The sequence below is a fragment of the Lactiplantibacillus plajomi genome, from assembly GCF_005405405.1.
Taxonomy (GTDB): domain Bacteria; phylum Bacillota; class Bacilli; order Lactobacillales; family Lactobacillaceae; genus Lactiplantibacillus; species Lactiplantibacillus plajomi.
The window spans coordinates 14,732-37,858 of the sequence record NZ_BJDZ01000009.1 but is presented as its reverse complement, the minus strand read 5'-3'; the positions used below and the strand labels follow the sequence as shown (position 1 = coordinate 37,858).

Here is a 23,127-nt window from a genome sequence, read left to right as displayed (position 1 = left end):
CCCTCTCTTGTCTGCTTACATTTTAGCATAGACGGACCACTAATAAGTAGCGAGGAAGATGATAACTTATTAAAAAAAGTCTGGCAAAATGCCAGACTTTTCGGGTTGAACATCCAATTGTTCGGTTTTAGACTAAACCGTTTGGTCCTTAACGGCCTTACCCAGAACACCGCTAACGAATTTCCGTGAACGGTCATCACTGAAAGCCTTGGTCAACTCAATTGCTTCGTTGACCGCGACCTTAGCGGGTACGTCGTCGACAAACTTCAATTCGAAGAATGCGATTCTCAAAATAATTAAATCGGCTTTGGCGAGTCGATCTAACGACCACGTCCGACTTAAATACGGTTGAATCAGGGCGTCTAATTCGGATTGGTGTTCACGAACACCAGTCACTAACGTACTGAGATAGGCTGGAAGCTCAACTTCCGCGTTCTCATCAGGGTTGAGTAACTGTTCAAAAAGCTGATTTTCATCAGCTTCGGGGTTGGCGTTCAACGCAAATAACGCTTGAAACGCCTTTTCCCGAATTTCATGACGCGTTAAACTCAAGATTCTTCACCATCTTCACTTTGATCGGTTTCGGGGTCGTCGTCACCAAACAAATTGTTTGGGTCAATGGCGCTTTCCGTCTTTTCAGTTACAATGCCCGTAATGTGGACGTTCACTTCGCTGAGCGCCAAATCGGTCATGAACAGGATTTGTTGTTTGACCTTATCCTGAATTTCTAACGCAACTTTCGGTACGGAAACCCCGTAGTTCAGGTAAGCGTATACGTCAACACTGATTTGATCGTCAACGATCGTCAGCTTAACACCCTTACCAAGACTCTTCTTGCGACCGAACAACTCATTGACACTGGAAGAAATCGTGCCCCGCATCCGGTTAACGCCATCAATTTGGCTAACCGCGATCCCCACGATTATTTCAAGCACTTCTGGTGCAATTTGAATCTGTCCTAAGCTGGGTTCTTTACTTTGTAACGTAATGTTGCTACTTTCAGCCATGTCGACATTCCTCCAATTCCATGTTTGTCGGTTTGGTACGAACGATTACGCGCGTGAAACGTAAGTGCTATCAACCGTGTTAACGATCAACTTATCGCCGGCCTTAACAAAGAATGGCACTTGAATAATCGCACCGGTTTCCAACGTTGCTGGCTTTGAACCACCAGAAGCAGTGTCACCCTTGATGCCCGGTTCCGTTTCCTTAACTTCCAAGGTAACGGTGTTTGGTAAATCAATGCCTAACACTTCGTTGTTGTACATCGTTACTTGAACTTCCATGTTTTCCTTCAAAAACTTCAGTTCGTTTTCGATTTGTTCGCCAGGAATTTCAATTTGTTCGTAAGTTTCAGTGTTCATGAAGACGTAGTTGCCGCCATCTTCGTAAAGGTACTGCATCGTACTCTTATCGATTGGGGCTTGTTCCATCCGCGCACCGGCACGGAAAGTCTTGTCTTGAACGGCACCAGTCCGTAAGTTCTTTAACTTAGAACGTACAAACGCGCCACCCTTACCAGGCTTAACGTGCTGGAATTCCACGATGCGCCAAATTGCGTTGTCCACTTCAATGGTTAACCCATTCTTAAAATCTGCAGTCGAAATCATATTATTGTCCTCCTAGAAGATATCTTTATTACTATAACAAGCCAGCGCCATCCTGACAACTGTCTTGGTTATAAAATCAGCAAGTCGCGGGTCGCTTTCGTTAACCGTTCGTGCCCGGTTGCCGTCACCAGCACGTCATCCTCGATGCGCATACCGCCAAGCCCTGGGAAGTAAACCCCGGGTTCAACGGTCACCACACTATTGGCAACGAGCCGGTTAGCCGTATTTTTGGAAATTAAGGGTGCTTCATGAATGGCAAGCCCAATACCGTGACCCATCCCGTGGTTAAAGGCTTCGCCGTAGCCCGCCTTAGTCAGGTAGTCGCGACCGACCGCGTCAACTTCAGCACTGTTGGCCCCGGCGTGCACCTGGTCAACCACCAATTGTTGCGCCGTTAAAACGGCTTGGTAAGCCGCCTTGAGCTTCGCGTCCGGTTCCCCCAACGCAAAGGTCCGGGTCATGTCGGACGTATAATCGTCCAAAAAGTAACCGAAGTCTAACGTGACCATCTGTCCAGCTTCCAGTAACGCCGTTGACGCCGTTCCGTGGGGCAACGCCGCCCGGGCCCCGCCAACCACGATGGTGGTAAACGACGCCTTGCTGGCACCGTGGCTACGCATGTAGGCGTCTAACAAGTTACTAACGTCAATTTCACGCATGCCCGGACGCACAATACTCGTTACGTATTGAAAGCCCGCATCGGCCAATTTAGCCGACGCCCGCAGCTTTTCAATTTCATCCGCGGACTTGGTGATCCGCAACGTATCCACCACTGTGGGTAACGCCACTAAGTCACTGACAAGATTCTCATCCAAATAGCTATAAGCCACGTAAGGCAGGTCGTCTTCAAAGCCCATGACGCCCGTTTGCGTGGTCGCAATCAACTGACACACCGCGCCTAAATAGTCACGGGTGATGACTAGGTGCTCGTCATCGTACTGACCCGCAAAGGCCGTCTGATAACGTGCATCGGTAATCAGGTAAGCGTCATCGGCCAAGACTAACAAGTAGCCGTCGCCAGCCATGTCCGCCATTCCCGTTAAATAATGCAGATTGGCTTCGCTAGAAACTAAAAATGCATCGATCTTCAATTCTTCGAAAGTTTGCTGTAACCGTGCAATTCGATTAGACATCGAGTCACTCCCATCCATGCTTTACGTCCCATTATACCAAACTTTGAGCTGGTTAGTTACGTTTGTACTGATGGTTAGCCGGCATCCTCCCGAAAAAAAAGAGCCCCCGCAGAGGCTCTTTCATAATTATTTTGCTGGGTAAACAGAAACTTGGCGCTTGTCGCGACCCATGCGTTCGTAACGAACGACACCGTCTGCCTTTGCAAATAACGTATCGTCACCACCGCGACCAACATTGACACCTGGGTAAATGTGCGTCCCACGTTGACGATAAAGAATGTTCCCATTCTTAACCGTTTGGCCATCAGCCCGCTTGGCGCCTAAACGACGACCAGCTGAGTTACGACCGTTGGTAGTTGAACCGCCACCTTTATGGTGACTGAAAAATTGCAAGTTCATTAACATAGTAAAGTCCACCTCCGAATGTAGTTATCGTGTTTGCTCGCGAACCGTGATAAAATCACCATAATTCGCGGCCACATCGTTTAATCCGAGCGTGAAACTAGCTAAAAGTGTTTGTAATTGTTCATTCGCCAAATCAAGTTTGGAAAAATCTGCAATCAACAATCCCCCGTTAGTCTCATCACTTTGAATCGTGGGCTTTAGGTGGGCAACTTGTTCGATCCCATTGACCGTACTAATTGCTAACACCGAGACCGCCGCACACACGATGTCTTGTCCATAAGCACCTGAATCAGCATGTCCCGTCATTTTAAAGGCGGTCACCTGACCGTCGGAATTACGAGAAATGGTAGCCTGAATCATAAGCAATGCCTACTTTCTTAATTATGCATTGATTTTGTCGATCGTTACCTTGGTATATGGTTGGCGATGACCCTTCTTAGTATGTTGACCCTTCTTGGCCTTGTACTTGAAAGTAACCACTTTACGGTCACGGCCCTGCTTTTCAACAGTACCTTCAACCGTCGCACCATCAACAGTAGGGGTACCAATCTTGGTTGAGTCGCCACCAACAAAGACAACTTGATCAAAAGTTACCTTGTCGCCGGCTGCGGCGTCAAGCTTTTCAACGTAGATAGCTTGGCCTGCTTCAACTTTATATTGTTTGCCACCAGTTACAATAATTGCGTACACGTTTGTGCACCTCCTTAAATTATGAATCACTTAGACTCGCCGAGTTAAGCGTCAGTCAAGCTGAACTTAAAACTCACCCCGTGCGGTTGTAGCTGTAGAAGTCCACAAATACAACAGGAAAATACTATCAAATTTTTGCCTAGTCGTCAAGCTTTAGTTTTATTGAACAAAAAAGTCCGTAAAACTAATACTGCGCGTTGTCATTAAATGATGGAGCTTTTTAATGCATTTCGTTAAATAATGCGGCGTATAGATCATATCATTGGCCAACCAGTCGGTGATCAAGCCCACCGTGGCGGAGACGTAGTAAGCGATTTGAACGTTGATCGGCACCTCGAGGTCCGCAAACTGATCTTGAAAGTCCCGGTAAAACCGCTGCATCCAACTCGTTAGCTGACGGTTGATTCGCTGGCTAACGGCGAGTTGGCGCTGGTCCAACAGTAACGTCTGGAACGCTTCAGCGTGAGCATCAATGTAACCTAACGCCCGCGACAGCGAGAGGACTTGCACCCGCCGTAACGGGGCCGCCGGATTGGTCATCACGTCGCCAATTCCCACCGTAACGATGGCCGCGTCAAATAGCTCCGTGACCAGGTCTTCCAGCGCCTGATCGATAAACGCAGGTTTGTCCTTATAATGGAGGTAAAACGTGCCACGAGTCACCGATGCGGTACTGGTCAATTTTTGAACGGAAATATTTTCAACCGTTTCAGTTTGTAGTAATGTAATTAGTGCTCGGCGTAACCGCCGCCGCGTCTTATCCACGCGCGGATCGATATCATGACTCATAATTAGTTCCCTACTTTCTAAAAGTAATATAGCATTATCCGCTATGGGTGTCTAATTGTTTGTATTTGCCAGACATTTTTAAAATGAACGTCTAAAATGATTTGAATTTCGCCACACTCTGTAAAGGATAACTCCTTGACATTTAATTGACAAGTTGGTTATAATGGGAGTGCAATTTTTTCAGGGAAAGCCTGCTTTTCCGTAAAATTCGGTTGCAATTGACACTATACTTGTTTTAATATAGTCGTTATTGGACTAATCAAAGGAGGGACATACTCTTATGACTGTTGTTGCAAAACCATATAACACTTGGGCATCACGTCGGCCAGTTGCTGGTAAGCAAAAGCGCATTCGTCGCGAAAAGCAAATCGCTGCTATCCAACGTTGGGCTGCCGGTAAGACTGAAACCATTGAAAAAGCCCCAAAAATTAAGTAATCAAAAAAAGAACTGATCATTAGTGATCAGTTCTTTTTTTGATTGATTGTATTGGCACTGTGTGCATGTCGGATGAATCGCCCGCAGGCTAACGGTCATTACGGGAAGCAGTGAAATGCTTGCTTGCTGCATTTTCTTTTGCAACCATGTTTGAATAATATTGAATACCGCCTGCGATGGTCAAAATACCGATAATAGCTAAAACTGGACCCATAACTGATTCTCCTTCCCTGTTACATTTTTATTATCGTTTTGTTACAGGAATATTTCAAGTTAAAAGTCTAGGTTTAACAATTTCTACACTCTTCTTTAAACTTTCTTAAACTATGACAACCATTTAATCATCCAAGTCACCGTTCAACGACCCCCTTGACCAACTTTTTTATCGATTGCAAGCGCGTACCGGCGCCGTTAAAAACTTAAATAAGAATTGACACCTTCAACGTTCTTATCTATAATAAATCCTGTTGTTGTCACCTTGGCTCAACCGGATAGAGCATCCGCCTTCTAAGCGGAGGGTTGTGAGTTCGAGTCTCACAGGTGACATATTAGAATTTCACAGTTACAGTTTTAAAAATAGAGAATCCCGTTAAACGTTGATTTAGCGGGATTCTCTATTTTTAGTTCTCGACAAAACTAGACGGGGTGACGAAATAATTTGTCCCGATTTGTCCCACGGAGAAGCTTGACAGTGAATTATCGTTTGTTTTCGTATACATTAAATGAGCTTCTATTAAATCATGCACATATAGAAGAAATGATTACGCTTAGATTGTTTTCCACCCGCGGTATGCCGCAAACTGACATTTTTACCAAAATTAAAAATGCACTGGATTTCCGATACGTTTTGAGATTACTTCCAAACAAGATATATTACACGATATTCGTCTTTATTAAAAATAAGATTCCTTGTAAACGTTGGTTTAACAAGGAATCTTATTTTTGGTTCACTCTAAAAAACATAGTTCATACTAAATGTGCACGTTTATTGCGCCGATAATGCCGTAGAAATCGGCCGACCGAGATCACTACCGATGTTGTAAAATTAATCTTGAATCAGTAAGGCCATTCATTTAAAACAAATCATTTTAGGAGGTTTTCACCATGCGCACCCGTCACGTTTTAATAGTAATCATTATTAGCCTAGTTAGTCTGCCACTGACCGCCTGTTCCAGTTCACCAAAATCAGCACCCATTAAACCTCAAAGCACCAAAAGCAACCAACATACCAAGTTACCTTCGACTTCGACTAGTCAGACAAACAGTACAACCCGCCAAACTATCCAAAAATATTTAATCGGTAAAAGCTTCTCAATTTTTCCGGTTAAGTTCGATGGCGAAGACGTGGGACAGGCTATGGACGCCGGCCGGGCACCCGTTAATACCGTCCACGATGGCGGTCAATACCTTTACTTCAAAGATGCCAGTACTATCCGTGAAACCGGTAGTATGGCGACCAACCAAGCCTGGGGCACGACCTATCAAATTACAGCAACTCACCTGATCATTGCAAATAACCACCGGCGGATTCCGTACACCGTGACAGCCGGACAAGTCACTTTTCAGGATTGGACTGTAACCATTAACGGTCACACCGTCACTTATCACTTTAACCATGACGACCGATTTCAATCCTTAATTGAATCCAAGACCATTCAAAAGTGACTTAATTCCGCGGTCGCCGGCCGGTTACTAGGACAAGAAAACTCATTAACGCCAGTAAAATTACGCCAGCAGGTTTGCCTTTTGAACTTAGTTCCCCCGTTTGCGGAAGCCGCTGAGAATCACCGGTCGACACTGGCCGTTCTGGTTGACCGACACCCTTAACTTCAGTGACTAAGTTTGGCCAAGAATCGGCTTGTCGACTCGCTGATTGCTGCTTTTGATTATTAGACTTTGATACAACTAGCTGCGGACAGTTAGGTTGCGGTTCAATCGGCTTTGCCATATCTGGCACAGGCTTGACTGGTTTAGGATTGACCGGTTCCGGCGTGACCGGCGCCGGGTTGCCTGGCTCGGGATCAACGGGGGCCGGCGTGACTGGCGCCGGGTTACCTGGTTCGGGATTAACCGGTTCCGGCGTGACTGGCGCCGGGTTGCCCGGTTTGGGATCAACGGGGGCCGGCGCAGCAACGACCTGGACCGACACCGTCTGCGCCAACTCGGTCCCGTACGGCCCAGAATAGCGTACCCGCACGGCATATTGTCCGACCCGATTGGGGTCAACGTTATCGGTAAAGTGGACTTGTGTGGCCGGTATCAATTGTCCGGCTTCGTCGACCGCCCAATCAAAAACCGTTGTTGGGTCGAAATTGTTAAGCGTTCCCACTACGATTGGTGCGGGTACCTTAACTGCTAGCTGGGCCTGGCTTGCCACTACCGTCATCCAAGCTTGCCCCGTCACAACGTTACCTGCAAGGTCGGTATACGTTAACGTCAACTGGGACCGTCCGGCGTGTTTAGGATCAACCGGTCCGTTCAACCAGTCGACCGCAAGTACCTTCAACGGTTCGTTAACCGTTTGACCATTTGCGTCAACTAATTGAACGCCCGTTTGCCAGTCAACCGTTGGTACGTGGTACTGAATTACGGTAACCGGAGCAACATGGACGGCTGCCCGGGTCGCTAATAACGTTAACTCACTCGTATGCGTCAGCAAATCATAATTATTGGTCAAGTAACTAAAAGCCAAGAAATAATGCCCAGCATGAGCTAAATCAAGGGTTGGCAACGTTTCACCAAGTTCATTAGTTAATTTAACGGTCAAAGCGCCAACGGATTGCCGTTGTTGCTCCAAAGCATCCGTTAATGAAATCACCCGGCCCTGATCATCACGAGCATCTAACAAATCTGCAACTTGTGCTAAGGTGACTCGGGGACCGGCGACCACCGTCATATTCCGCCCCGCTAAAATAGCTTGACTATCATTTGCAATGACCCGGACGGTAGCGGTTGCCGTCACCCGTTTACCATATCGGTCTTGATAACTAACGGTGACTGGATACTGCCCCGCTTGGCGTGAATCAACCGCGCCCTCAAACTCAAGTCCCGTTTGCGTTGGGGTCAACGGGTCACCCAATGGTCCAACCAGTTGGCTGACTAATTGGTGCGGATCATAGTGTGCACCAACGTGCAACGTCAAGTCCGTCACCTGAAGTGCTGTCTGGTTCGAAAGCCATCGGTAAGTCGCGCTAATTCCCTGATCATGCATGTACAAGTTAGCGAGTTGGGCCGCGGTGTAGATTGCACCGGTGGCTTGGTTTTGCCAGTACCCCGGATAATCAATCGTCACTGGTGGTGTATTCAGGTATGAAGCCTCGTCATTAGTACCCTTAAATCGCAGCGACTCGTTCACGCTAAACTGGTTTAATCCCGGCGTCTGTAGCATTTCCTGCGTACTTTGTGCACCAGCGAAATCCCAAGTCGATAAATCTAACGTCTGAAAATCTGCACTTTTAAAGGCAGCGTCAAAGTCGTGAACGTGTGTAACGTCCCAGCCATTTAGGTTAACCGTTGGAGCACCTTTAAAGTTTTGGAACAATTCACTCAAATCGACCACGTTCGCGGTGCGCCAACTACTTAAATCCAACGGTGTTTTAATTTGTGCGTTTTGAAATAATCCGCTTAGCGACTGGTGCGTCTCGGTCAACGCGTCATCCTCATATGGCTTAGCACTAAACCACCAGCGTTGCGCATTAAGCGTACCAATCGTAGCTGCTTCGAATAAATTAGTAAGCCCCTGTGTCGGTAAGTTCCAATCGTTCATCGCTAACTGATCGATTTGCGCGCCACTAAACCAATTGGCTAAGCTTTGTAAGCCGTTCGTTCCCCAACCATCGAGGATCAGCTGGTGGACTTTTACCTTTTGGAACAAGGGAGGTACCGACGATTCGGGCGTGATTTGCCAACCACTTAAATCAATACTTCCCGATTGATTGTCAGCCGCAACGCTTGCAGTTATCCGCTCCGCCAGGCTGGTCAGTTGCTCACTTGTTAGATAATTTAGCAACCAGTCTTTCATTTCCAAGTGATCCACAACCGTCTGATCAAATAATAGGTCCGCTTTTTGCCCTGATTGAACCGTCCACCCATTGAGCAGTAAATCGTGAACCCGGCTTCCGGCTAACCAGTCCGTTAACGCGACTTACCGGGACAAACGACTATTGCTCAAATCTAACCTTTGAAGTGAAACGTCCTGAAATACCCCGGTTGCCTTAGTGCCCCCCGAAAAATCAAAGTTTGCTAAATCCGCACTTAGCAAGTGAGCTCCTCTAAAAAGTTGATCATAAGCTTGAATCCCGTAGGCATCCCAGTTTTTAACCGTCACCGCACTATCCGCTACCGTAACGTCCGCATCCATGTTAAAAAACATACGGTCCACGGTACGTAAATCGGGACTCTTGAAGGCAAACGTCATTTTACGCAGTGACCGGGTATTCTCAAACATGCTCGTGGCCGAACGTGCTTGGCGCATATCCCAGTGACTCAAATCAAGTTCGGTGATGGCTTGGTCATTTTTAAACATCCCATCAAAGTTAACGGCGGTCCGTACATCCACCTTATCTAAACCGGACAAGGTCCGCATGTTCGTTAGATTTTCAAACAACCCCCGACCATAATCATCCGCAACCTTCACCATACCATCAACCACGACATCACGTACCTGGCTCAAGTCAAAATCCGCCCCGCTTAGCATCTCAGTGGTATCAGACCGCTTTGGCTCACCACCGTGCAACGTTAACCGCCCAGTTTGCTTATCAAACTGGGCAACCAAACCATGGTAAATTAAATCCACATTTGGCTGTGGTTCCGGCACTACTCGTTTTTCTGGCACTTGCACTGTCTGTCGATCAATTGCAACCTTTGAAGTACCGGTTACGCTACTTTCCGCAACCGTTGCTTCAGGTTTGGTCCCCGCACTCGTTTGTGCCTGAGGACTAGCAGTCTTAGCTTTTGCAGTGGTCGGTTCAATTATTGCCGCTTGTGACTCGGTTGCCGGTTGAGCTGCTGATTGTGCCGAATTTTGTGCCACCTTAGTCAGTTGCGAGCTGAGTTGGCCAGTTGACTTGGCGTTCATTTTAGCTTTCTCGACACTCAATGCCGAATCAGCCGACTGCGCTTCAGCCCCAACTGTTGGTGCCACCGACGGCTCAACCGAACCTTGACTCGTTCTCAACACCTGAGAACGAGCAGTTTGAACCGCACTTGCTGGACTTACCATTGCCGGTGATGCCGAAGTCACAGTTTTTATTTCTGCAGCATCCGCTCCTACCTGGTGTTCAAGTACAACTATTGAACTTCCTAAACCTAACATTAACAGTGTTTTACCTGTATTGTACAAAAAATGAGACGACTCCGGTATTGTACGTAACTTAACCCTTCGCTTTTGCATGTCCCAAACGCGACCTTTCTCCAGATATTATTAAACTCATTCACAATATAGCACTGTTGACCACTGTTAACCATTAATTCAGGTTTTAAATTATTAAGAACGAGCGCGCTGCTTTCCCAGCTAGTCAACCACCCGCAAACTCGCTATAATAGACCACGAGGTGAAAACATGAAACTTGAAGCAATTGCCGGAAACATTGCCCACGCCATTAAGGACCGCTCGACCGACGCCCCCTACAACTTATCCGTGGAATTTACCGATAAGGCCACTAAGGGAAAATCGGCGACCGGGTGCGTGATTGCCCACATGCCGGACCATTTGCACTACACAATTAATAGTTACGATTACCGTTACATGGACGCCGATCCGCAGTTGGTGGCCGAGGAACTTGGCGCCTTTTTCGAATGTGACGACGACTTGGATCAGCGTCAGCCGCTAATTGACTTAGTCAACCAGTTGATTGCGGATGATCCAGATAACGACGCCACCTTGCTCAATAACGATTCAACTACCGAATAAACAAAAAAATCTGCCGTTTGGCAGATTTTTTTGTTAGTAATTATCAGCTTGTCGCTGTTCATTAACTTGGTTCTTAGCCGTAAAGGCCGTTTGAATCTCATCTTGAGTAAACCCAAATTCCACTAACCCTAATTTCAGAAACACGTGCCAAGCGTGTTGGTAGCTCACTTGGCGGTGATTAAAGTAGGCATCGTATAACAGGTGCTTAATGGCTAAATATTGCTTATTCAAATCCGTCGACCGTTGTTCGGCCAACTTTGTCAGGTCGTCAGTAGTTAGTGGTACCAAGTGGGTCCACTGCTGAATTGCAGCTAACAGGAAGAAAAAGTCCATCGCGTCAACGTATTCGTTCAGTAACGTTTCACGCTTGGTCTTACCCGCGTCAGCCTTCCCCTTATGAACCTTCCAAACTTTAAACCATTCGGCCGTATTGGCCATTTCAGCTAATTCTACGTCCAACGCCACCATCGCGTTTTGGAGCCGGTCGGCCGGCTTCCAATGAATCTGTTGGTGAGCCGTAATGTCCCGGTCCAACCGGATGGATTGTTGTAGTAAAGTCGTTAAGTCTAACATCCTAATCCCCTATCATTAAGCAAAAACTAATGGATCCGCTTTAATTTCTAAGGCGTCGATATTATCTAGGTACCAGTCACGCATGAAGTCAAAGTGGAGCAAGACGTCGAACCAGGATACCTCTTGTTGCGGGTCGTGAACCGTTAAGACCCAGCGTGCCTGCCCGTCCGGCGTGTTATTGAACAAGTCGACAATAAGGCCGTCTCGCAATTCAATTTCAGCGCCGTTACCATGCTGCGAGTTGCGCAGCATGTAGTCGTGTTCGGCCGCCGTCACGAATAACTTGTCGACGATCGAACGGTCCAGATCCGCAGCCCGCAGTTCGTACTTCGCCGCGTTGTCCACGTCTAAAATATTGAAATCGACGTTAAAACCAAAGTCGTTGCGCAAGTAGTGTCCAAACGCAATTAACGTGGTTAAGACCGCGTTGATTTGGTCGATCCCGGTTCCCTTTAGCAACAACTTATTAATAAATAAATTGGTAAAGGCCGTACTGTTAAACCGCAATAACCGCCGTTCCAGGTGGATATAAAAGAGATTCTCACCGGTCGTCTGCTCATGGTAATAGGCGCCACCGTTCGCATCACTAACGACTTCAAAACGGAACGTATAATCATCGCTCAGGTCTTCGAAGACGTGGAATAGTGATTCACTATGCCGTTGCGAATTCAAGACCGGCTTTTCGTTTTGGTGCATTGCTAACAGGCGGCTCATAAAAATCAGGTAGTAATCCGCATTTTGATACTGGTGCGGAAAAGTCACGTACGCGGAATCCAACTTAAAATTGGCTAACTGCTGTGCCGCCCCTAGTAAAGTTTCACCATCGGTCGTTTCAATCAACTGGTCCATTAGCGCGGTAAACTTTTCACCGTTAGCCAGGCCGTTTTTCAGGCCTTCGTTAAACATCGTTAGTTTGCCGTGGGTGCTCAGCGTTGCCGCGTCAGTTTCTGTTTGCTGTTCATTATTGCTCATCGTCCGCTACCTGCGCCTTTCCAATCAGCGTGGTCAAGTAATCTACGTACAGACTACGATTACGCTCATTAAAATTCTCGAAGCTCTTAAAGGCGTTTTCAATGGCTTGCTTTTCGTATGCTAAAATGGTGTCTTCTTTAGACAACGTCAAGATCTTCGCTTCGTTATCTTTCATTGCAGCGTGCGCATTATTGGCCTGCTCGTCTTGATCAGCCAACTTAGTTAACTGGTCAATGATTTGTTGGCGCTCTTCCTTAATTCGACCAGAATCGAATAAGGAGTTCCGCTGCCCGTTTTCTTTTAATTGTTTCCGTAACGTATCTTTTTGGTCGTCACGGTCACTCTGGGCGTCGATCAATTTTTGGAGTTGGTCACTGGCCGCCGAAATTTTTTGAATTTGGTCGGTGTTAAAACGCTTGTGGGTCGCCGCTAAGGCAAACGTTTGTTGCAGCTTATTAAATTCATCACTATCAAACTCAAAGGCAACCTTCAAAACATTTAGTTTGCCAAACCGCCGCCGGTCCCACCAGTTACCAAAGTAAATTTGGAACTCGCCGAGATGGGTTTCTTCATAGTAGAAAAATGGGTACTCGCGCGCCAAATAATCAATTAATTTCGTGCTCAAGTAATGACTGATTGCCGGATGAACGTCCGTAATTAAATCCACTTGGGCGTTACGGGTTGAATCCGGTTCCTCGTTTAATAAGGCTTGGTGATAATGGTCACCATCGATCAATTCGTAGATCAACCGGTCGTCACCAGCCGTAATTGCTTGGCGCAGCGTGGTCACGTAGTCCAACTTTTGTTGAAGGCGGTCCGTAAGCACGCGCGTTGGTTGATCTTGATTTTCAAGATCAGGCTGATTTTGTTTTTCCATAATAATCTCCTTGCAATCATTTTCAATCTTTGAAACTTGGTGAATTGCACTACAAGTTAATGTTACCGAAAATTGTTAAATTAATAAAGGTTAACACCGCTAATTTTCCAAAAATATAAAAAAACGGTCAGGTCGCCGAAGCTTCCTAACCGTTTTAGAATCAATCAGTTTAGTTTTTAATACAGTTCCATGTATTGATCGCGTTCCCATTCACTGACTTGCTGACGGTAAGAAGCCCATTCCAGCCGCTTAGCTTCCAGGAAGCTTTGATAAATGTGTGGTCCTAAGGCCTTCTTCATCGTTGGATCCGTCTGGAATTCCTTTAACGCGTTGTGCAAGGTCGATGGTAAGTCGGCAATCCCCGCCGCGTGCCGTTCGTCTTCGTTCATCACGTAGATGTTGCGGTCAACACTCTTCGGTGGTTCGATATTATTCTTAATACCGTCCAGTCCGGCTTCCAAGACCGCCGCAAAGGCCAAGTAAGGGTTGGTTGACGCGTCAACGCTCCGTAATTCCAAGCGGGTCGATAACCCACGGGCACTTGGAATCCGAATCATTGGTGACCGGTTAGATGCGGACCAAGCCACGTAAACCGGTGCTTCGTAACCCGGAACTAACCGCTTATAAGAGTTGACGGTTGGGTTGGTAACCGCCGTGTAACTACGGGCGTGTTTCATCAAGCCGCCCAAGAAGTGGTAGGCATCCGTCGATAATTGTAATTCGTCCTTTTCTTCCGGATCATAAAAGGCGTTCCCCTTATCGTGGAAGAGTGACATGTTAACGTGCATCCCGGACCCGTTCACGCCGTTCAGCGGTTTTGGCATGAAAGTTGCCCACAAATTATACTTACGGGCAATCGTCTTAACAACCAGCTTAAAGGTTTGAATGTGATCAGCAGCACTCAGCGCATCCGCATATTTAAAGTCGATTTCGTGTTGGCCAGGGGCAACTTCGTGGTGGCTGGCTTCAACGTTAAAGCCTAAGCGTTCTAATTCCAACGCAATGTCGCGGCGGCAGTTTTCACCCAAGTCCATTGGTGCAAGGTCGAAGTAACTCCCCTTGTCGTTTAATTCCGTCGTTGGTTCACCCTTATCATTCATCTTAAAGAGGAAGAATTCAGGTTCAGTCCCGATGTTAAAGGCAGTGAAGCCCGCATCGCGCATGTCACTCAGGACCCGGATCAAGTTATTACGCGGATCACCTTCGAACGGCTTCTTATCCGGCGTGTAAACTTCACAGATCAACCGGGCAATTTTACCATGTTCCGTGTTCCAAGGCATGATCAACCAAGTTGAAAGGTCTGGGTAGAGGTACATATCACTTTCTTCGATCCGTACGAAGCCGTCGATGGATGACCCATCAAACATCAGCTTGTTGTCGAGTAATTTATCGAGCTGTGAAACTGGAACTTCAACGTTCTTGATCGTCCCGAATAAGTCGGTGAACATTAGCCGTAAAAAGTTAACGTTCTCTTCCTTAACGATACGACGGATATCGTCCTTGGTGTACTGCTGTTTTGCCATGAAAATCGCTCCTTAAATGATTGACTAATGGATGCAGACGCATTTAATGCGCGGGGTAATGCGGCCCGGGATCAGACTGCAAACGCCCAAGATTCAGGAATTCGTCATGGAGGATTCGGCGAACGTCGTCGTCGGTCAGCGGTCGGGCTAGTGCGGCTTGCTTTTGCTTAGCCCGTTGCTTTTGTAGTTCATAGACTTCTTTAATGCCAGCCATATTAATGCCATCGGCTAGGTAATCCTTGATTTCAAGCAACCGATCAATATCGTTCAACGAGAACATCCGCCGGTTACCGGCGTTGCGTTCGGGAACGATCAGGCCCTGCTCTTCGTAGTACCGAATCTGACGAGCGGACAAATCAGTCAACTTCATAACCGTACCAATTGGCAAAACAGCCAACGAACGACGAAGCTCCTTCTCCTTCATAGCGACCCTCCTCCTTTAATACAGACTTAATAGTAGCAATCTGAATGGTGAAAGTCAACAATTCATGTAAGAAAACATGACATATGCAAATTTAGGTAGACCAATTTATATTTTAGCTTAACCAACTAGCCAGTTGCTGGTCGATTTCGCGCCGTTGCTCGGGGTGTTCCAATAAATCAAACCACGTCACCGTCATCTTATTTCGGAACCAGGTCAGCTGTCGCTTGGCATAGTGGCGCGAATCGCGCTTAATTAGGTCAACCGCGTCAGCCAAGCTCCGTTGGTGCTCAAAGTAGCCGAAGAGCTCGTGGTAACCAATCCCCTTGCCGGCCGGTAAAGCCGCCCCGCCCTGGTCAAATAGCCAGCGGGCTTCATCAACCAGCCCGTCGGCCATCATCAGGTCGACCCGTTGATTGATCCGGTCGTATAACCGGGAGCGGTCGGTAGTTAGACAAAGCGTGCGTGCGTCTAACTGAACGTCCGGTACGTCGGCCTGCTCCGAGAAACGCTTACCGGTCTGGTGATAATACTCGAGCGCCCGGATTATCCGCACCAGGTTAGCGGGTGCCACCGTTGCGGCGGTAGCCGGGTCCACTTGGTTCAAAGCGTCCCACGCCACCTGATTACCCGCCGTGGCCGCTTGATCAAACCAATGCTGACGAAACGCCCAGTCGGGATCGCCATCACTCGGCCCAAACTGGTAGCCCGCTAGTAGTGATTGCAAATAAAAGCCGGTGCCACCAACCACGATCGGTAACTTACCACGGGCGTTGATGGCCGTGATCAGCGCGGTCGTCCGGGTCACAAATTCAGCGACCGTAAAGCGTTGGTCAACCGTCTTAATATCAATCAGATAATGCGGGATTCCCGCCCGTTCTTCCGGCAGCACTTTAGCCGTCCCAATGTCTAATTTTTGATACACCTGCATCGAGTCGCCAGAAATAATTTCACCGTTCAATTGGTGGGCCAACTCTAACGATAGGGCCGTTTTGCCGACCGCGGTCGGTCCCGCTATCAATAAAACTTTATTTTGTTGCACTTAATGTTCACCCCGATAATTTTGTCGTATTTGATAAGCCAGTCCCGGATAATCCGTAATAATACCCGCAAAGCGGTGCCGAAAACAAAAGCGCATGTCGCGCGGTTTGTTAACGGTCCACGGTCGCAACTGAATCTTGGGTAACCACAACCAGTTCAAGCGCACCCAGCGCATGGCCGGGTGGTAGCCCAAAACAACGTGCTGGGCGTGTAACCGGCGCGCAATTCGGCGCCGGGCCGAAAAGAGACTATCGGTTTCAACCTCTGGCTGTAAGCGGTGCAAGCGTTCCACCGATTTGGCATAAAAGCTGGAGTAAACCAGTTTGAAAGGCACCGAGTGCTGGTCAAAATAGTCGGCCACCAAATCTTCAATTCCCTCATAATGAATCTTATTGGTCTTAAGTTCTAAATTAAAGATTCCGGTGAAATGTTGCGCCACTAGCAACTGCACAACGTCATCCAACGTTGGGACCCGCGTGTTGGTGTAGGCCGGGTCAAAGTAGCTGCCAGCGTCCAGCCGTTTTAACTGGGCTAACGTTAGGTCCTGAATCAAGCCTTCCCCATCAGTCGTCCGGTCAACCCGTTCGTCGTGCATGATGATCAGGTGACCGTCCCGTGACAAGTGAACGTCGGTCTCGATGCCATCCGCCCCATCCGCAATTGCAGCGCGAAACGCCACTAGGGTATTTTCCGGCCGGGTCCCCTTACTGCCACGGTGTGCAATAATCTGTGTCCGCATTTTTCCATCCCCATTTTCGAAATTCAAGCTTTAAATCATTGATATCTCGGCAAAAAACAAGCATAATAAAACTAATAACAGCTAGGAGGTTCAAACTATGAAATCATTTACACGTGGCTTCTTATTCGGGGTCGTGGCAACGGCCGGCGCCGTGATTGGTTCCGTTTTATCCTTTAAGAAACAGGTTGTGGATCCAATCGAAGAACAAGAAAATAAATTCGAAGAAAGCCGTAAAAAAGCAATGCGCAAGAGTCGCTCCGCTCATAACGGCTAATTAACGTAAAAAATGGTGGCCCGAACAAAATTATTTTGTTCTTGCCGCCATTTTTTAATACTTGGCTTTTTTCGTCTTGCCTTCCCAGCGTGCGTAACCGGGCTTTAAAATATACAACTCTTTAAAACCGTTTTTATGCAACGTCACAACGGCCCGGGTACTCAAACTATGGGTTTGATCATATAAGTATACCGGCATATCCGTCCGTAGTTCCGCCATCCGGACTTTCAATTGATTAAACGGAATGTTGCGGGCACCCAAAATATGACCCGCATCAAATTCTTTCTTTTCCCGTAAATCAATGACTTGCGCTTTCCGCATACCCGCTTGAAAATCGTCTTCTTCCAGCATGGTGGAAACCTGCTTGCGCCGAATATAACTATATAACTCATAAATAACGTAAGCCGCGATGAGGATCAACAAAACAACGTTGACGTACCCCCAACCGGTAAGTGCACCTAAAACCACGATATCCCTCCTATTTTCTACCTTACTATTTTACACAAAACCGCTTACTTTGACTAGGGGCAAGCGGTAATTATCCCCTTGCCAACAAAAAAGGCGCCGACACGCGTGCCGGCACCCCCAAGTTATTCTCGCTAGATGAAACGTTGTGCTAATGAGCCGGCACCAATGACCCCGGCATCGTTACCCAAGACGGCTAACTTCAAAACGGTCGTGTTCCGAACCGTTGGGAAAGTAAACTGCTTGAAGTAGGCGATAACTTGTTGTAACAAGAAGTCACCGGCAGCGGAAACGCCCCCACCAATAATGATGGACGACGGGTTCATCGTGTTACCAACGTTACCCAAGGCTAAGCCTAAGTAGTATGAAACCCGGTCAACGACGCTCTTCGCTAAAATGTCGCCTTCCTTAGCAAGGTCGAACGTGATCTTAGAACTGATTTCTTCACCGTTATCTAAAAGTTGCTTTAACTTAGAGTTACCGGAGAATTCTTCCGCCATATCCCGTGCAACGTGAACCACCCCGGTTGCCGAAGCGTATTGTTCCAAGCAACCCTTCTTGCCACAAGTACACATGTAGCCGTTTGGTTCAACCGTCACGTGGCCGATTTCACCAGCCGCACCAGCCGTACCGTGTAAGAGGCGACCGTCAGCGATGACGCCACCGCCAACCCCCGTACCAAGGGTAACGAACACCACGTCACTGCCGTTTTCACCGGCACCCTTCCAGCGTTCGCCAAGTGCGGCAACGTTGGCGTCGTTATCGAGCGTAAACTTGATCCCGGTACCTTCTTCAATTTGTTTCTTAACTGGTTGTAAGGTCTTCCAGTTTAAGTTGTACGCCCCAATAACGGTCCCCTTGTCCAAATCAACGGTCCCGGGAGTTCCCATCCCGATACCGATAAATTGGGAACGGTCCATCTTGTAAAGATCGATGTGGTGGTTGATCGAATCGATGATGTTAGGAACGATGTGGGATCCTTCATCTAAAATCGTCGTATCGATACTCCATTTTTGTTGGATGTCACCATTTTCAGTTAAAATAGCGAACTTTGTCGTCGTACCACCAAGGTCGACCCCAATTAATTTGCGCTCCATGTTGCTAAATCCCTCCATTAATGCGGCGCGCCTTTTGCGCGCTCATGTTCTGCTTCTAGCCGGTGCTCATGACTCAATACGAGTTTTACGCGGGAATACATTTTGGCATCGATCACCCCGGCCTGATAGAGGTGATCCACCTCGATGGCCATCAGTTCGATATCCCAAATACGTTTGCCCACGTAAACGTACACACCAAACTTTTTCAGTAATTGTTGGACGTCGTAGAGTGTTTTCATGTGCATATCCTCGATTTATTATACAGTTAATTCACCATTTGTAAAACCCATTTTTAGCAGCGCTACCCAAGCAATCACAAGGACGACCGTCGCTAAAATTCGCTTTAAATTCGAAATTTTACCGATTCGGGGGACGCCCAGCGTGTAGGCGATTAAAAAGCCACCAATGGCACCGCCGACGTGCCCCCAAATATCAATGCCGGTCGAAAACAGGTCAAAGACCAGGTTGATCACCGTTAAGAGTAAGAAGCGGCTCGCCAGCTGCCGAATCACCGGGTTCTCCCAGAACGACTCACCGACCATCAGGAAGGCCCCGAATAACGCGAAGCAGGCGGTACTAGCGCCCAGCGACTGGTTATTCGATAACGCAAAACTCAGGATGTTGCCACTGATGCCACCAATCAAGTAAATGACCAGCATCCGCCAGTGCCCAAACATTGCTTCGATCTGGACCCCCATAAAGTAAATCACCACCGCGTTCAACGCGATGTGGGTCAAATTTGCGTGCAGAAACATCGGCGTGATGAATCGCCACCACTCACCGGCTATAATCGCCTGATTATTTTTGAGCCCCATCATGTTGACTAGCCAGATTCCCTGGCTGCCCATCAGGAGCCACGGGATTAAGAAGAACGCGACCGTGACCGCTAAAATAACCTGGGTTACTGCGGGTTCCGTTTGCCACCATCGTTTAATCACGCTCACCTTCCTTTGCGACGAGTACCTCGTCGAGTAAAATATCAAACGCATCGACCGGCCACTGGGCAGTGGCAAATGCCATTTGCTGGTAAGCGACCGTTAATTTGGTTCCCTTAAAATCAGCCAAGTAGCGGTCGTAATAGCCACCACCAAAACCAATGCGGGCGTGCTGATCCAAGCTATACCCTAGGCCAGGCACGATGATCAAATCAATCGCTTTTTTAGCGACGGCTTCACCATCAACCGGTTCCAAGATGCCAAACTTGGTCCGTTCAAGCTGACTGCTGGCCGTGTACGGGTAAAAGGCCATTTGACGGTGGGGTAACGTCTTGGGAATCAAGACCGTTTTCCCCTCTTGCCAAGCTTGCTGAACGAACGGGCGGGTATCGACTTCAATCGGGCTGCTGATGGTGACCGCGACCGTCTGGGCCCGCTGCCACGCGGCACTAGCGAAGAGCTGTTGTTGCAGCGACAAGTTTTGCGCAACCCGTTGTTCAGCGGTCATTTTGCTGAGCTGACTAATTTGTTGTTTTCGAAAGGCTTTTTTTTCCACGGTCGTAACCCCCACCAAGCTATTTTTTAGTTATCGATACAAAAAAATCTCATTCATTAACACTCCGGAAGATTCCGGTCGTTGCCAACAAATGAGAAACCCATTGTCTAATGACAATGTTGCTGAAAAACAACAGGTCACCCCGTTGTTATTTTGTTTCGCGATGTAAAGTGACTTTATGTTCACGAGGACAGTACTTCTTAAATTCGACCCGGTCAGGATTGTTCCGACGGTTCTTTGAAGATAAGTAGTTACGTTCGTGGCATTCAGTACATTCAAGTGTAATGTGTACCCGCATGTTGTTGACCCTCCAAACTCATTCGCAAATTCTAGGGCCATAGCCCTTAACTCAAACTACTATACCATTAATGAATTAAAAATACCAGTATCAATTCTGATACTGGTACCGATTCTAACAAATTTTAATCCGGGTGTAAAACGCGGTTGCACCGCGCCCGCCCGCTATTTACCATAATACTTCCAGAATGCCTTGTAAATCTGAGTCGCCGCCGTCATGTTCGCGCTCCCGCCGGACATCCCCGGAAAGACGATTGCAATCGCAACCTTCGGGTTCTTATACGGCGCGTAAGTAGCCAAACTCAGGGTTTCAGTTGAAACGGTTCCGTGGAACGTTTCGGCAGTCCCAGACTTAGCCGCTACGGCTGGTGACAAGTCGGCTAACGCACTCCCAGTCCGTTGTGACATGCTCCCGTGGACTACGTTCCAGTAGCCTTGGTGAACCACGTCAAAGTACGATGACGGCACGTCGATCGTGTTCAGCACCCGGGCGCCGACGTTGGTCTTAACGGCGCCTTGTTTCCCGTTAGCCTTGGTCCCAGTGACGGCACCGACCACGTGAGGGGCAATTCGCCGACCACCGTTGGCCATCGTTGCGATGTACTGGGCAACTTGAATCGTCGTGTAGGAATCGTAGTTCCCGTAGGACAAGTCCAGCGCTTTACCAATGTTAGCGCGGGTTGACGCCCCTTGGTAACCAGTGGCTTCGCCTGGTAAGTCAATCCCGGTCTTCACGCCTAACCCAAATTCGTTAAAGTAACCACGTAACTTTGAGAAGACGCTCGACGACATCGTCAGGGCCTTGCCCGCCGCGTAATTGAAGTTACCTTCCTTCATCGCCAGCTGCATCATATACGAGTTAGAGGAAACTTCCATCGCCGTTGAGGCGTTCAATGCCAGGTTCATATTCCCGGACTTGTTGAACCAGGACGTCTTGGCTGCCGTACCGGCTAACTTGATTGGCACGTCGGTCAGCGTACTGTTGGTTGGCGTAATGACACCGTCCTGCAAAGCCCCCATGACCGTGGCGCCCTTAACGACCGACCCCATAACGATCGATTGGTTGATCGTCCCGAGGGCGTTTTCCGTAATCTTCCCGGTCGACGTATTGCGGTCAACCCCGGCCAACGCGTAGACCGACCCGTTATTCGGGTTCAGAACCACGGCGTAGGCACCGGACATGTACGGGTTCGAACCGACGTTGGAACCGACCACCGAGCGAATGATACTTTGAACTTGCTTTTGAAATTTCGAATTGATCGTTAACTGAAGGTTGTCCCCCTTCGAGCCGCCGTACTTCTCAATTTCTTTTTGAATAACACCATCCTGCGTCTTAACTTCGGTTTGCGACTTCGTTCCGCGCAGGACGTCTTCATACTGCTTTTCCAACTGACTTTGTCCGACCGAATCGTCACGGGCGTAACCCTTAGCTAATAACGTCTTGACGTCATCACTTGGCAACCCCTGCTTTTCGGTTGTGACCGTCCCAAGCACACTGCTCAGGTCAGTCCCGTTCGGGTAACTTCGTGTCCAACTCGTCCCGACCTTCACACCGGGCATTTCCGACTGGTGTTCCCCAATTTGGGCCAGCTCCGTATTCGTTACGCCGGTTGATTTAATGTTGACCGTTGATAACGAGTACGCCGAATTCATCTTATAGTAGATGGCAGCCGCTTTCTTTTGCTGGTCGGTCAAATCATTGATCAGGTGTTTTTCGGTGTAGGCGACTTCTCTGGCGTACATCACGTCCTCGTCAGTCGAAGTCTTGACCTTCTTAGCGACCGCCTTTAAGTTACTGGCACTGGCCAAGTAATAGTCCGCGAGGTTACGGTCCGTTAAGGTGTCGGTCGGAATCGTCAAGAATTGACTTAACTTAGTTGCGACCCCGTACATCTTAGTTGCCGCCACATTGAGGCCCTTGGTGTATTGAATCGCCTGGTGGGACTTATTACCAACTAAGACCCGGCCGGTAGAATCGTAAACCGACCCCCGCTGAACCTTCCCCGTTGCCGTTGTGTTGTTAGCGGAGTTGACTTCCGTTCGAAATTTTTGTCCGTAATCGACCTGTAAGTAAGCTAACTGCCCAATTAACGCAGCAAACAGCAAAAAGACGATAAAGAATAAAAAGTTTAGTCGAAACGGAATGTGGGACTTATTTGGATCCCGATTCGCAGTAATTTTCTTAAACAGTTTCAATTCTCAGGCTCCCGTTCTTAATTTGGTAAACATTTTTTGAAATTTTACCAGATGTGACTAGCAATCCTTAATAATTGCAATACTACTATGCTATTCTATACGATAGACATGAAAATTTCAGCCGATATTCAGTATTTTAATATTTTTTTGAAGTTTTGAAGCCGGCTGAAACGCATTGTAAAAGAGA

The 23,127-nt window shown here is 47.9% G+C and carries 29 protein-coding genes, 1 tRNA gene and 1 other annotated feature; of the genes, 5 read left to right on the top strand and 25 right to left on the bottom strand.

Features of this window, described 5'->3' with window-relative positions; genetic code table 11:
* Window positions 1–132: 132 nt before the first annotated feature.
* The 8 genes from nusB to FFM82_RS05250 all read right to left on the bottom strand — a co-directional run bounded on the left by nusB (window position 133) and on the right by FFM82_RS05250 (window position 4,627).
* A complete protein-coding gene (nusB, locus tag FFM82_RS05285; protein WP_137644827.1) occupies window positions 133–552 on the bottom strand; it encodes a transcription antitermination factor NusB in 420 nt (139 codons plus the stop codon).
* Entirely contained in the window at window positions 549–1,007 is a 459-nt protein-coding gene (locus FFM82_RS05280; RefSeq protein WP_137644826.1) for an Asp23/Gls24 family envelope stress response protein, read from the bottom strand. Before FFM82_RS05280 ends, nusB begins: the two co-directional genes overlap by 4 nt.
* Before the next feature lie 45 nt (window positions 1,008–1,052).
* The gene (gene efp, locus FFM82_RS05275; protein WP_137644825.1) at window positions 1,053–1,610 is read right to left on the bottom strand and encodes an elongation factor P; all 558 of its coding nucleotides are present in this window, start codon (window positions 1,608–1,610) and stop codon (window positions 1,053–1,055) included.
* Between the two features lie 68 nt (window positions 1,611–1,678).
* Entirely contained in the window at window positions 1,679–2,743 is a 1,065-nt protein-coding gene (locus tag FFM82_RS05270) for a M24 family metallopeptidase (protein ID WP_137644824.1), read from the bottom strand.
* A gap of 126 nt (window positions 2,744–2,869) precedes the next feature.
* Window positions 2,870–3,148, bottom strand: coding sequence for a 50S ribosomal protein L27 (gene rpmA / locus FFM82_RS05265; RefSeq protein WP_137644823.1), 279 nt, complete (start codon window positions 3,146–3,148; stop codon window positions 2,870–2,872).
* A gap of 24 nt (window positions 3,149–3,172) precedes the next feature.
* A complete protein-coding gene (locus FFM82_RS05260) occupies window positions 3,173–3,508 on the bottom strand; it encodes a ribosomal-processing cysteine protease Prp (protein WP_137644822.1) in 336 nt (111 codons plus the stop codon).
* Window positions 3,509–3,529: 21 nt separating this feature from the next.
* A complete protein-coding gene (gene rplU, locus FFM82_RS05255) occupies window positions 3,530–3,838 on the bottom strand; it encodes a 50S ribosomal protein L21 (RefSeq protein WP_137644821.1) in 309 nt (102 codons plus the stop codon).
* Between the two features lie 22 nt (window positions 3,839–3,860).
* Window positions 3,861–3,936: a sequence feature (ribosomal protein L21 leader region), on the bottom strand.
* Window positions 3,937–3,997: 61 nt separating this feature from the next.
* The gene (locus FFM82_RS05250; protein WP_137644820.1) at window positions 3,998–4,627 is read right to left on the bottom strand and encodes a TetR/AcrR family transcriptional regulator; all 630 of its coding nucleotides are present in this window, start codon (window positions 4,625–4,627) and stop codon (window positions 3,998–4,000) included.
* Window positions 4,628–4,907: 280 nt separating this feature from the next.
* Between FFM82_RS05250 and FFM82_RS05245 the strand changes: the two genes are divergently transcribed.
* Entirely contained in the window at window positions 4,908–5,063 is a 156-nt protein-coding gene (locus FFM82_RS05245; RefSeq protein ID WP_137644819.1) for a hypothetical protein, read from the top strand.
* A gap of 88 nt (window positions 5,064–5,151) precedes the next feature.
* Here FFM82_RS05245 and FFM82_RS13865 read toward each other — a convergent pair whose 3' ends face one another.
* A complete protein-coding gene (locus FFM82_RS13865) occupies window positions 5,152–5,277 on the bottom strand; it encodes a hypothetical protein (RefSeq protein WP_263854480.1) in 126 nt (41 codons plus the stop codon).
* A gap of 258 nt (window positions 5,278–5,535) precedes the next feature.
* Here FFM82_RS13865 and FFM82_RS05240 point away from each other — a divergent pair.
* Window positions 5,536–5,609, top strand: a tRNA-Arg gene (locus FFM82_RS05240).
* A 558-nt stretch (window positions 5,610–6,167) separates the two neighbouring features.
* On the top strand, window positions 6,168–6,728 hold the full coding sequence (locus tag FFM82_RS05235) for a hypothetical protein (protein WP_137644818.1): 561 nt from the start codon (window positions 6,168–6,170) through the stop codon (window positions 6,726–6,728).
* A gap of 1 nt (window position 6,729) precedes the next feature.
* Here the strand turns inward: FFM82_RS05235 and FFM82_RS13860 are convergent, their stop codons facing one another.
* Together FFM82_RS13860 and FFM82_RS05225 are read right to left on the bottom strand one after the other, a co-directional pair.
* Entirely contained in the window at window positions 6,730–9,084 is a 2,355-nt protein-coding gene (locus tag FFM82_RS13860; RefSeq protein WP_137644817.1) for a BspA family leucine-rich repeat surface protein, read from the bottom strand.
* Window positions 9,085–9,207: 123 nt separating this feature from the next.
* Window positions 9,208–10,284 (bottom strand): BspA family leucine-rich repeat surface protein, encoded by a 1,077-nt coding sequence (locus tag FFM82_RS05225; RefSeq protein ID WP_170178220.1) that lies wholly within the window; start codon window positions 10,282–10,284, stop codon window positions 9,208–9,210.
* Window positions 10,285–10,623: 339 nt separating this feature from the next.
* Here FFM82_RS05225 and FFM82_RS05220 point away from each other — a divergent pair, with 339 nt between their 5' ends.
* Window positions 10,624–10,974 carry a hypothetical protein gene (locus FFM82_RS05220; RefSeq protein WP_137644815.1) on the top strand — a complete coding sequence of 117 codons (351 nt, stop codon included), beginning with the start codon at window positions 10,624–10,626 and terminating at the stop codon, window positions 10,972–10,974.
* A 33-nt stretch (window positions 10,975–11,007) separates the two neighbouring features.
* Here FFM82_RS05220 and FFM82_RS05215 read toward each other — a convergent pair whose 3' ends face one another.
* The 7 genes from FFM82_RS05215 to FFM82_RS05185 all read right to left on the bottom strand — a co-directional run bounded on the left by FFM82_RS05215 (window position 11,008) and on the right by FFM82_RS05185 (window position 17,120).
* Window positions 11,008–11,547: a dUTP diphosphatase gene (locus FFM82_RS05215; protein WP_137644814.1), complete on the bottom strand. Its 540-nt coding sequence runs from the start codon at window positions 11,545–11,547 to the stop codon at window positions 11,008–11,010.
* A gap of 15 nt (window positions 11,548–11,562) precedes the next feature.
* The gene (locus FFM82_RS05210; RefSeq protein ID WP_137644813.1) at window positions 11,563–12,519 is read right to left on the bottom strand and encodes a hypothetical protein; all 957 of its coding nucleotides are present in this window, start codon (window positions 12,517–12,519) and stop codon (window positions 11,563–11,565) included.
* The gene (locus tag FFM82_RS05205) at window positions 12,509–13,396 is read right to left on the bottom strand and encodes an exonuclease SbcC (protein ID WP_137644812.1); all 888 of its coding nucleotides are present in this window, start codon (window positions 13,394–13,396) and stop codon (window positions 12,509–12,511) included. The genes FFM82_RS05210 and FFM82_RS05205 overlap by 11 nt, the downstream gene beginning before the upstream one ends.
* 176 nt (window positions 13,397–13,572) lie before the next feature.
* Complete coding sequence (locus tag FFM82_RS05200) at window positions 13,573–14,919, bottom strand: glutamine synthetase family protein (protein WP_137644811.1); 1,347 nt, start codon at window positions 14,917–14,919, stop codon at window positions 13,573–13,575.
* 43 nt (window positions 14,920–14,962) lie between these two features.
* A complete protein-coding gene (locus FFM82_RS05195; RefSeq protein ID WP_137644810.1) occupies window positions 14,963–15,343 on the bottom strand; it encodes a MerR family transcriptional regulator in 381 nt (126 codons plus the stop codon).
* Window positions 15,344–15,455: 112 nt separating this feature from the next.
* Window positions 15,456–16,382 carry a tRNA (adenosine(37)-N6)-dimethylallyltransferase MiaA gene (gene miaA / locus FFM82_RS05190; RefSeq protein ID WP_137644809.1) on the bottom strand — a complete coding sequence of 309 codons (927 nt, stop codon included), beginning with the start codon at window positions 16,380–16,382 and terminating at the stop codon, window positions 15,456–15,458.
* On the bottom strand, window positions 16,383–17,120 hold the full coding sequence (locus FFM82_RS05185) for a glycerophosphodiester phosphodiesterase (protein WP_137644808.1): 738 nt from the start codon (window positions 17,118–17,120) through the stop codon (window positions 16,383–16,385).
* 97 nt (window positions 17,121–17,217) lie between these two features.
* Between FFM82_RS05185 and FFM82_RS05180 the strand changes: the two genes are divergently transcribed.
* Window positions 17,218–17,394, top strand: a complete 177-nt coding sequence (locus FFM82_RS05180; protein WP_137644807.1) for a DUF3042 family protein — start codon at window positions 17,218–17,220, stop codon at window positions 17,392–17,394.
* 54 nt (window positions 17,395–17,448) lie between these two features.
* Here the strand turns inward: FFM82_RS05180 and FFM82_RS05175 are convergent, their stop codons facing one another.
* The 7 genes from FFM82_RS05175 to FFM82_RS05145 all read right to left on the bottom strand — a co-directional run bounded on the left by FFM82_RS05175 (window position 17,449) and on the right by FFM82_RS05145 (window position 22,940).
* Window positions 17,449–17,862 (bottom strand): rhodanese-like domain-containing protein, encoded by a 414-nt coding sequence (locus FFM82_RS05175; RefSeq protein ID WP_137644806.1) that lies wholly within the window; start codon window positions 17,860–17,862, stop codon window positions 17,449–17,451.
* 131 nt (window positions 17,863–17,993) lie between these two features.
* A complete protein-coding gene (locus tag FFM82_RS05170; protein ID WP_137644805.1) occupies window positions 17,994–18,956 on the bottom strand; it encodes an ROK family glucokinase in 963 nt (320 codons plus the stop codon).
* A 17-nt stretch (window positions 18,957–18,973) separates the two neighbouring features.
* Entirely contained in the window at window positions 18,974–19,195 is a 222-nt protein-coding gene (locus tag FFM82_RS05165; RefSeq protein WP_137644804.1) for a YqgQ family protein, read from the bottom strand.
* Between the two features lie 18 nt (window positions 19,196–19,213).
* Entirely contained in the window at window positions 19,214–19,900 is a 687-nt protein-coding gene (locus FFM82_RS05160) for a rhomboid family intramembrane serine protease (RefSeq protein ID WP_137644803.1), read from the bottom strand.
* The gene (locus tag FFM82_RS05155) at window positions 19,887–20,447 is read right to left on the bottom strand and encodes a 5-formyltetrahydrofolate cyclo-ligase (protein ID WP_137644802.1); all 561 of its coding nucleotides are present in this window, start codon (window positions 20,445–20,447) and stop codon (window positions 19,887–19,889) included. Before FFM82_RS05155 ends, FFM82_RS05160 begins: the two co-directional genes overlap by 14 nt.
* 148 nt (window positions 20,448–20,595) lie before the next feature.
* Window positions 20,596–20,745 (bottom strand): 50S ribosomal protein L33, encoded by a 150-nt coding sequence (gene rpmG / locus FFM82_RS05150; protein WP_003638573.1) that lies wholly within the window; start codon window positions 20,743–20,745, stop codon window positions 20,596–20,598.
* Between the two features lie 164 nt (window positions 20,746–20,909).
* Window positions 20,910–22,940 (bottom strand): peptidoglycan D,D-transpeptidase FtsI family protein, encoded by a 2,031-nt coding sequence (locus tag FFM82_RS05145; RefSeq protein WP_137644801.1) that lies wholly within the window; start codon window positions 22,938–22,940, stop codon window positions 20,910–20,912.
* Window positions 22,941–23,127: the final 187 nt, after the last annotated feature.

What these genes read in the sequence shown, in the direction of transcription:
- efp (WP_137644825.1), bottom strand. Translation starts at nt 1,610, where the DNA reads ATGATTTCGACTGCAGATTTTAAGAATGGGTTAACCATTGAAGTGGAC.
- FFM82_RS05220 (WP_137644815.1), top strand. Translation starts at nt 10,624, where the DNA reads ATGAAACTTGAAGCAATTGCCGGAAACATTGCCCACGCCATTAAGGAC.
- FFM82_RS05215 (WP_137644814.1), bottom strand. Translation starts at nt 11,547, where the DNA reads ATGTTAGACTTAACGACTTTACTACAACAATCCATCCGGTTGGACCGG.
- FFM82_RS05200 (WP_137644811.1), bottom strand. Translation starts at nt 14,919, where the DNA reads ATGGCAAAACAGCAGTACACCAAGGACGATATCCGTCGTATCGTTAAG.
- FFM82_RS05170 (WP_137644805.1), bottom strand. Translation starts at nt 18,956, where the DNA reads ATGGAGCGCAAATTAATTGGGGTCGACCTTGGTGGTACGACGACAAAG.
- FFM82_RS05225 (WP_170178220.1), bottom strand. Translation starts at nt 10,284, where the DNA reads ATGGTAAGTCCAGCAAGTGCGGTTCAAACTGCTCGTTCTCAGGTGTTG.
- FFM82_RS05180 (WP_137644807.1), top strand. Translation starts at nt 17,218, where the DNA reads ATGAAATCATTTACACGTGGCTTCTTATTCGGGGTCGTGGCAACGGCC.
- FFM82_RS05185 (WP_137644808.1), bottom strand. Translation starts at nt 17,120, where the DNA reads ATGCGGACACAGATTATTGCACACCGTGGCAGTAAGGGGACCCGGCCG.
- FFM82_RS05245 (WP_137644819.1), top strand. Translation starts at nt 4,908, where the DNA reads ATGACTGTTGTTGCAAAACCATATAACACTTGGGCATCACGTCGGCCA.
- FFM82_RS05270 (WP_137644824.1), bottom strand. Translation starts at nt 2,743, where the DNA reads ATGTCTAATCGAATTGCACGGTTACAGCAAACTTTCGAAGAATTGAAG.
- FFM82_RS05165 (WP_137644804.1), bottom strand. Translation starts at nt 19,195, where the DNA reads ATGAAAACACTCTACGACGTCCAACAATTACTGAAAAAGTTTGGTGTG.
- FFM82_RS05205 (WP_137644812.1), bottom strand. Translation starts at nt 13,396, where the DNA reads ATGGAAAAACAAAATCAGCCTGATCTTGAAAATCAAGATCAACCAACG.
- FFM82_RS13860 (WP_137644817.1), bottom strand. Translation starts at nt 9,084, where the DNA reads ATGAAAGACTGGTTGCTAAATTATCTAACAAGTGAGCAACTGACCAGC.
- FFM82_RS05250 (WP_137644820.1), bottom strand. Translation starts at nt 4,627, where the DNA reads ATGAGTCATGATATCGATCCGCGCGTGGATAAGACGCGGCGGCGGTTA.
- FFM82_RS05210 (WP_137644813.1), bottom strand. Translation starts at nt 12,519, where the DNA reads ATGAGCAATAATGAACAGCAAACAGAAACTGACGCGGCAACGCTGAGC.
- rpmG (WP_003638573.1), bottom strand. Translation starts at nt 20,745, where the DNA reads ATGCGGGTACACATTACACTTGAATGTACTGAATGCCACGAACGTAAC.
- FFM82_RS05280 (WP_137644826.1), bottom strand. Translation starts at nt 1,007, where the DNA reads ATGGCTGAAAGTAGCAACATTACGTTACAAAGTAAAGAACCCAGCTTA.
- FFM82_RS05260 (WP_137644822.1), bottom strand. Translation starts at nt 3,508, where the DNA reads ATGATTCAGGCTACCATTTCTCGTAATTCCGACGGTCAGGTGACCGCC.
- FFM82_RS13865 (WP_263854480.1), bottom strand. Translation starts at nt 5,277, where the DNA reads ATGGGTCCAGTTTTAGCTATTATCGGTATTTTGACCATCGCAGGCGGT.
- FFM82_RS05235 (WP_137644818.1), top strand. Translation starts at nt 6,168, where the DNA reads ATGCGCACCCGTCACGTTTTAATAGTAATCATTATTAGCCTAGTTAGT.
- FFM82_RS05195 (WP_137644810.1), bottom strand. Translation starts at nt 15,343, where the DNA reads ATGAAGGAGAAGGAGCTTCGTCGTTCGTTGGCTGTTTTGCCAATTGGT.
- rpmA (WP_137644823.1), bottom strand. Translation starts at nt 3,148, where the DNA reads ATGTTAATGAACTTGCAATTTTTCAGTCACCATAAAGGTGGCGGTTCA.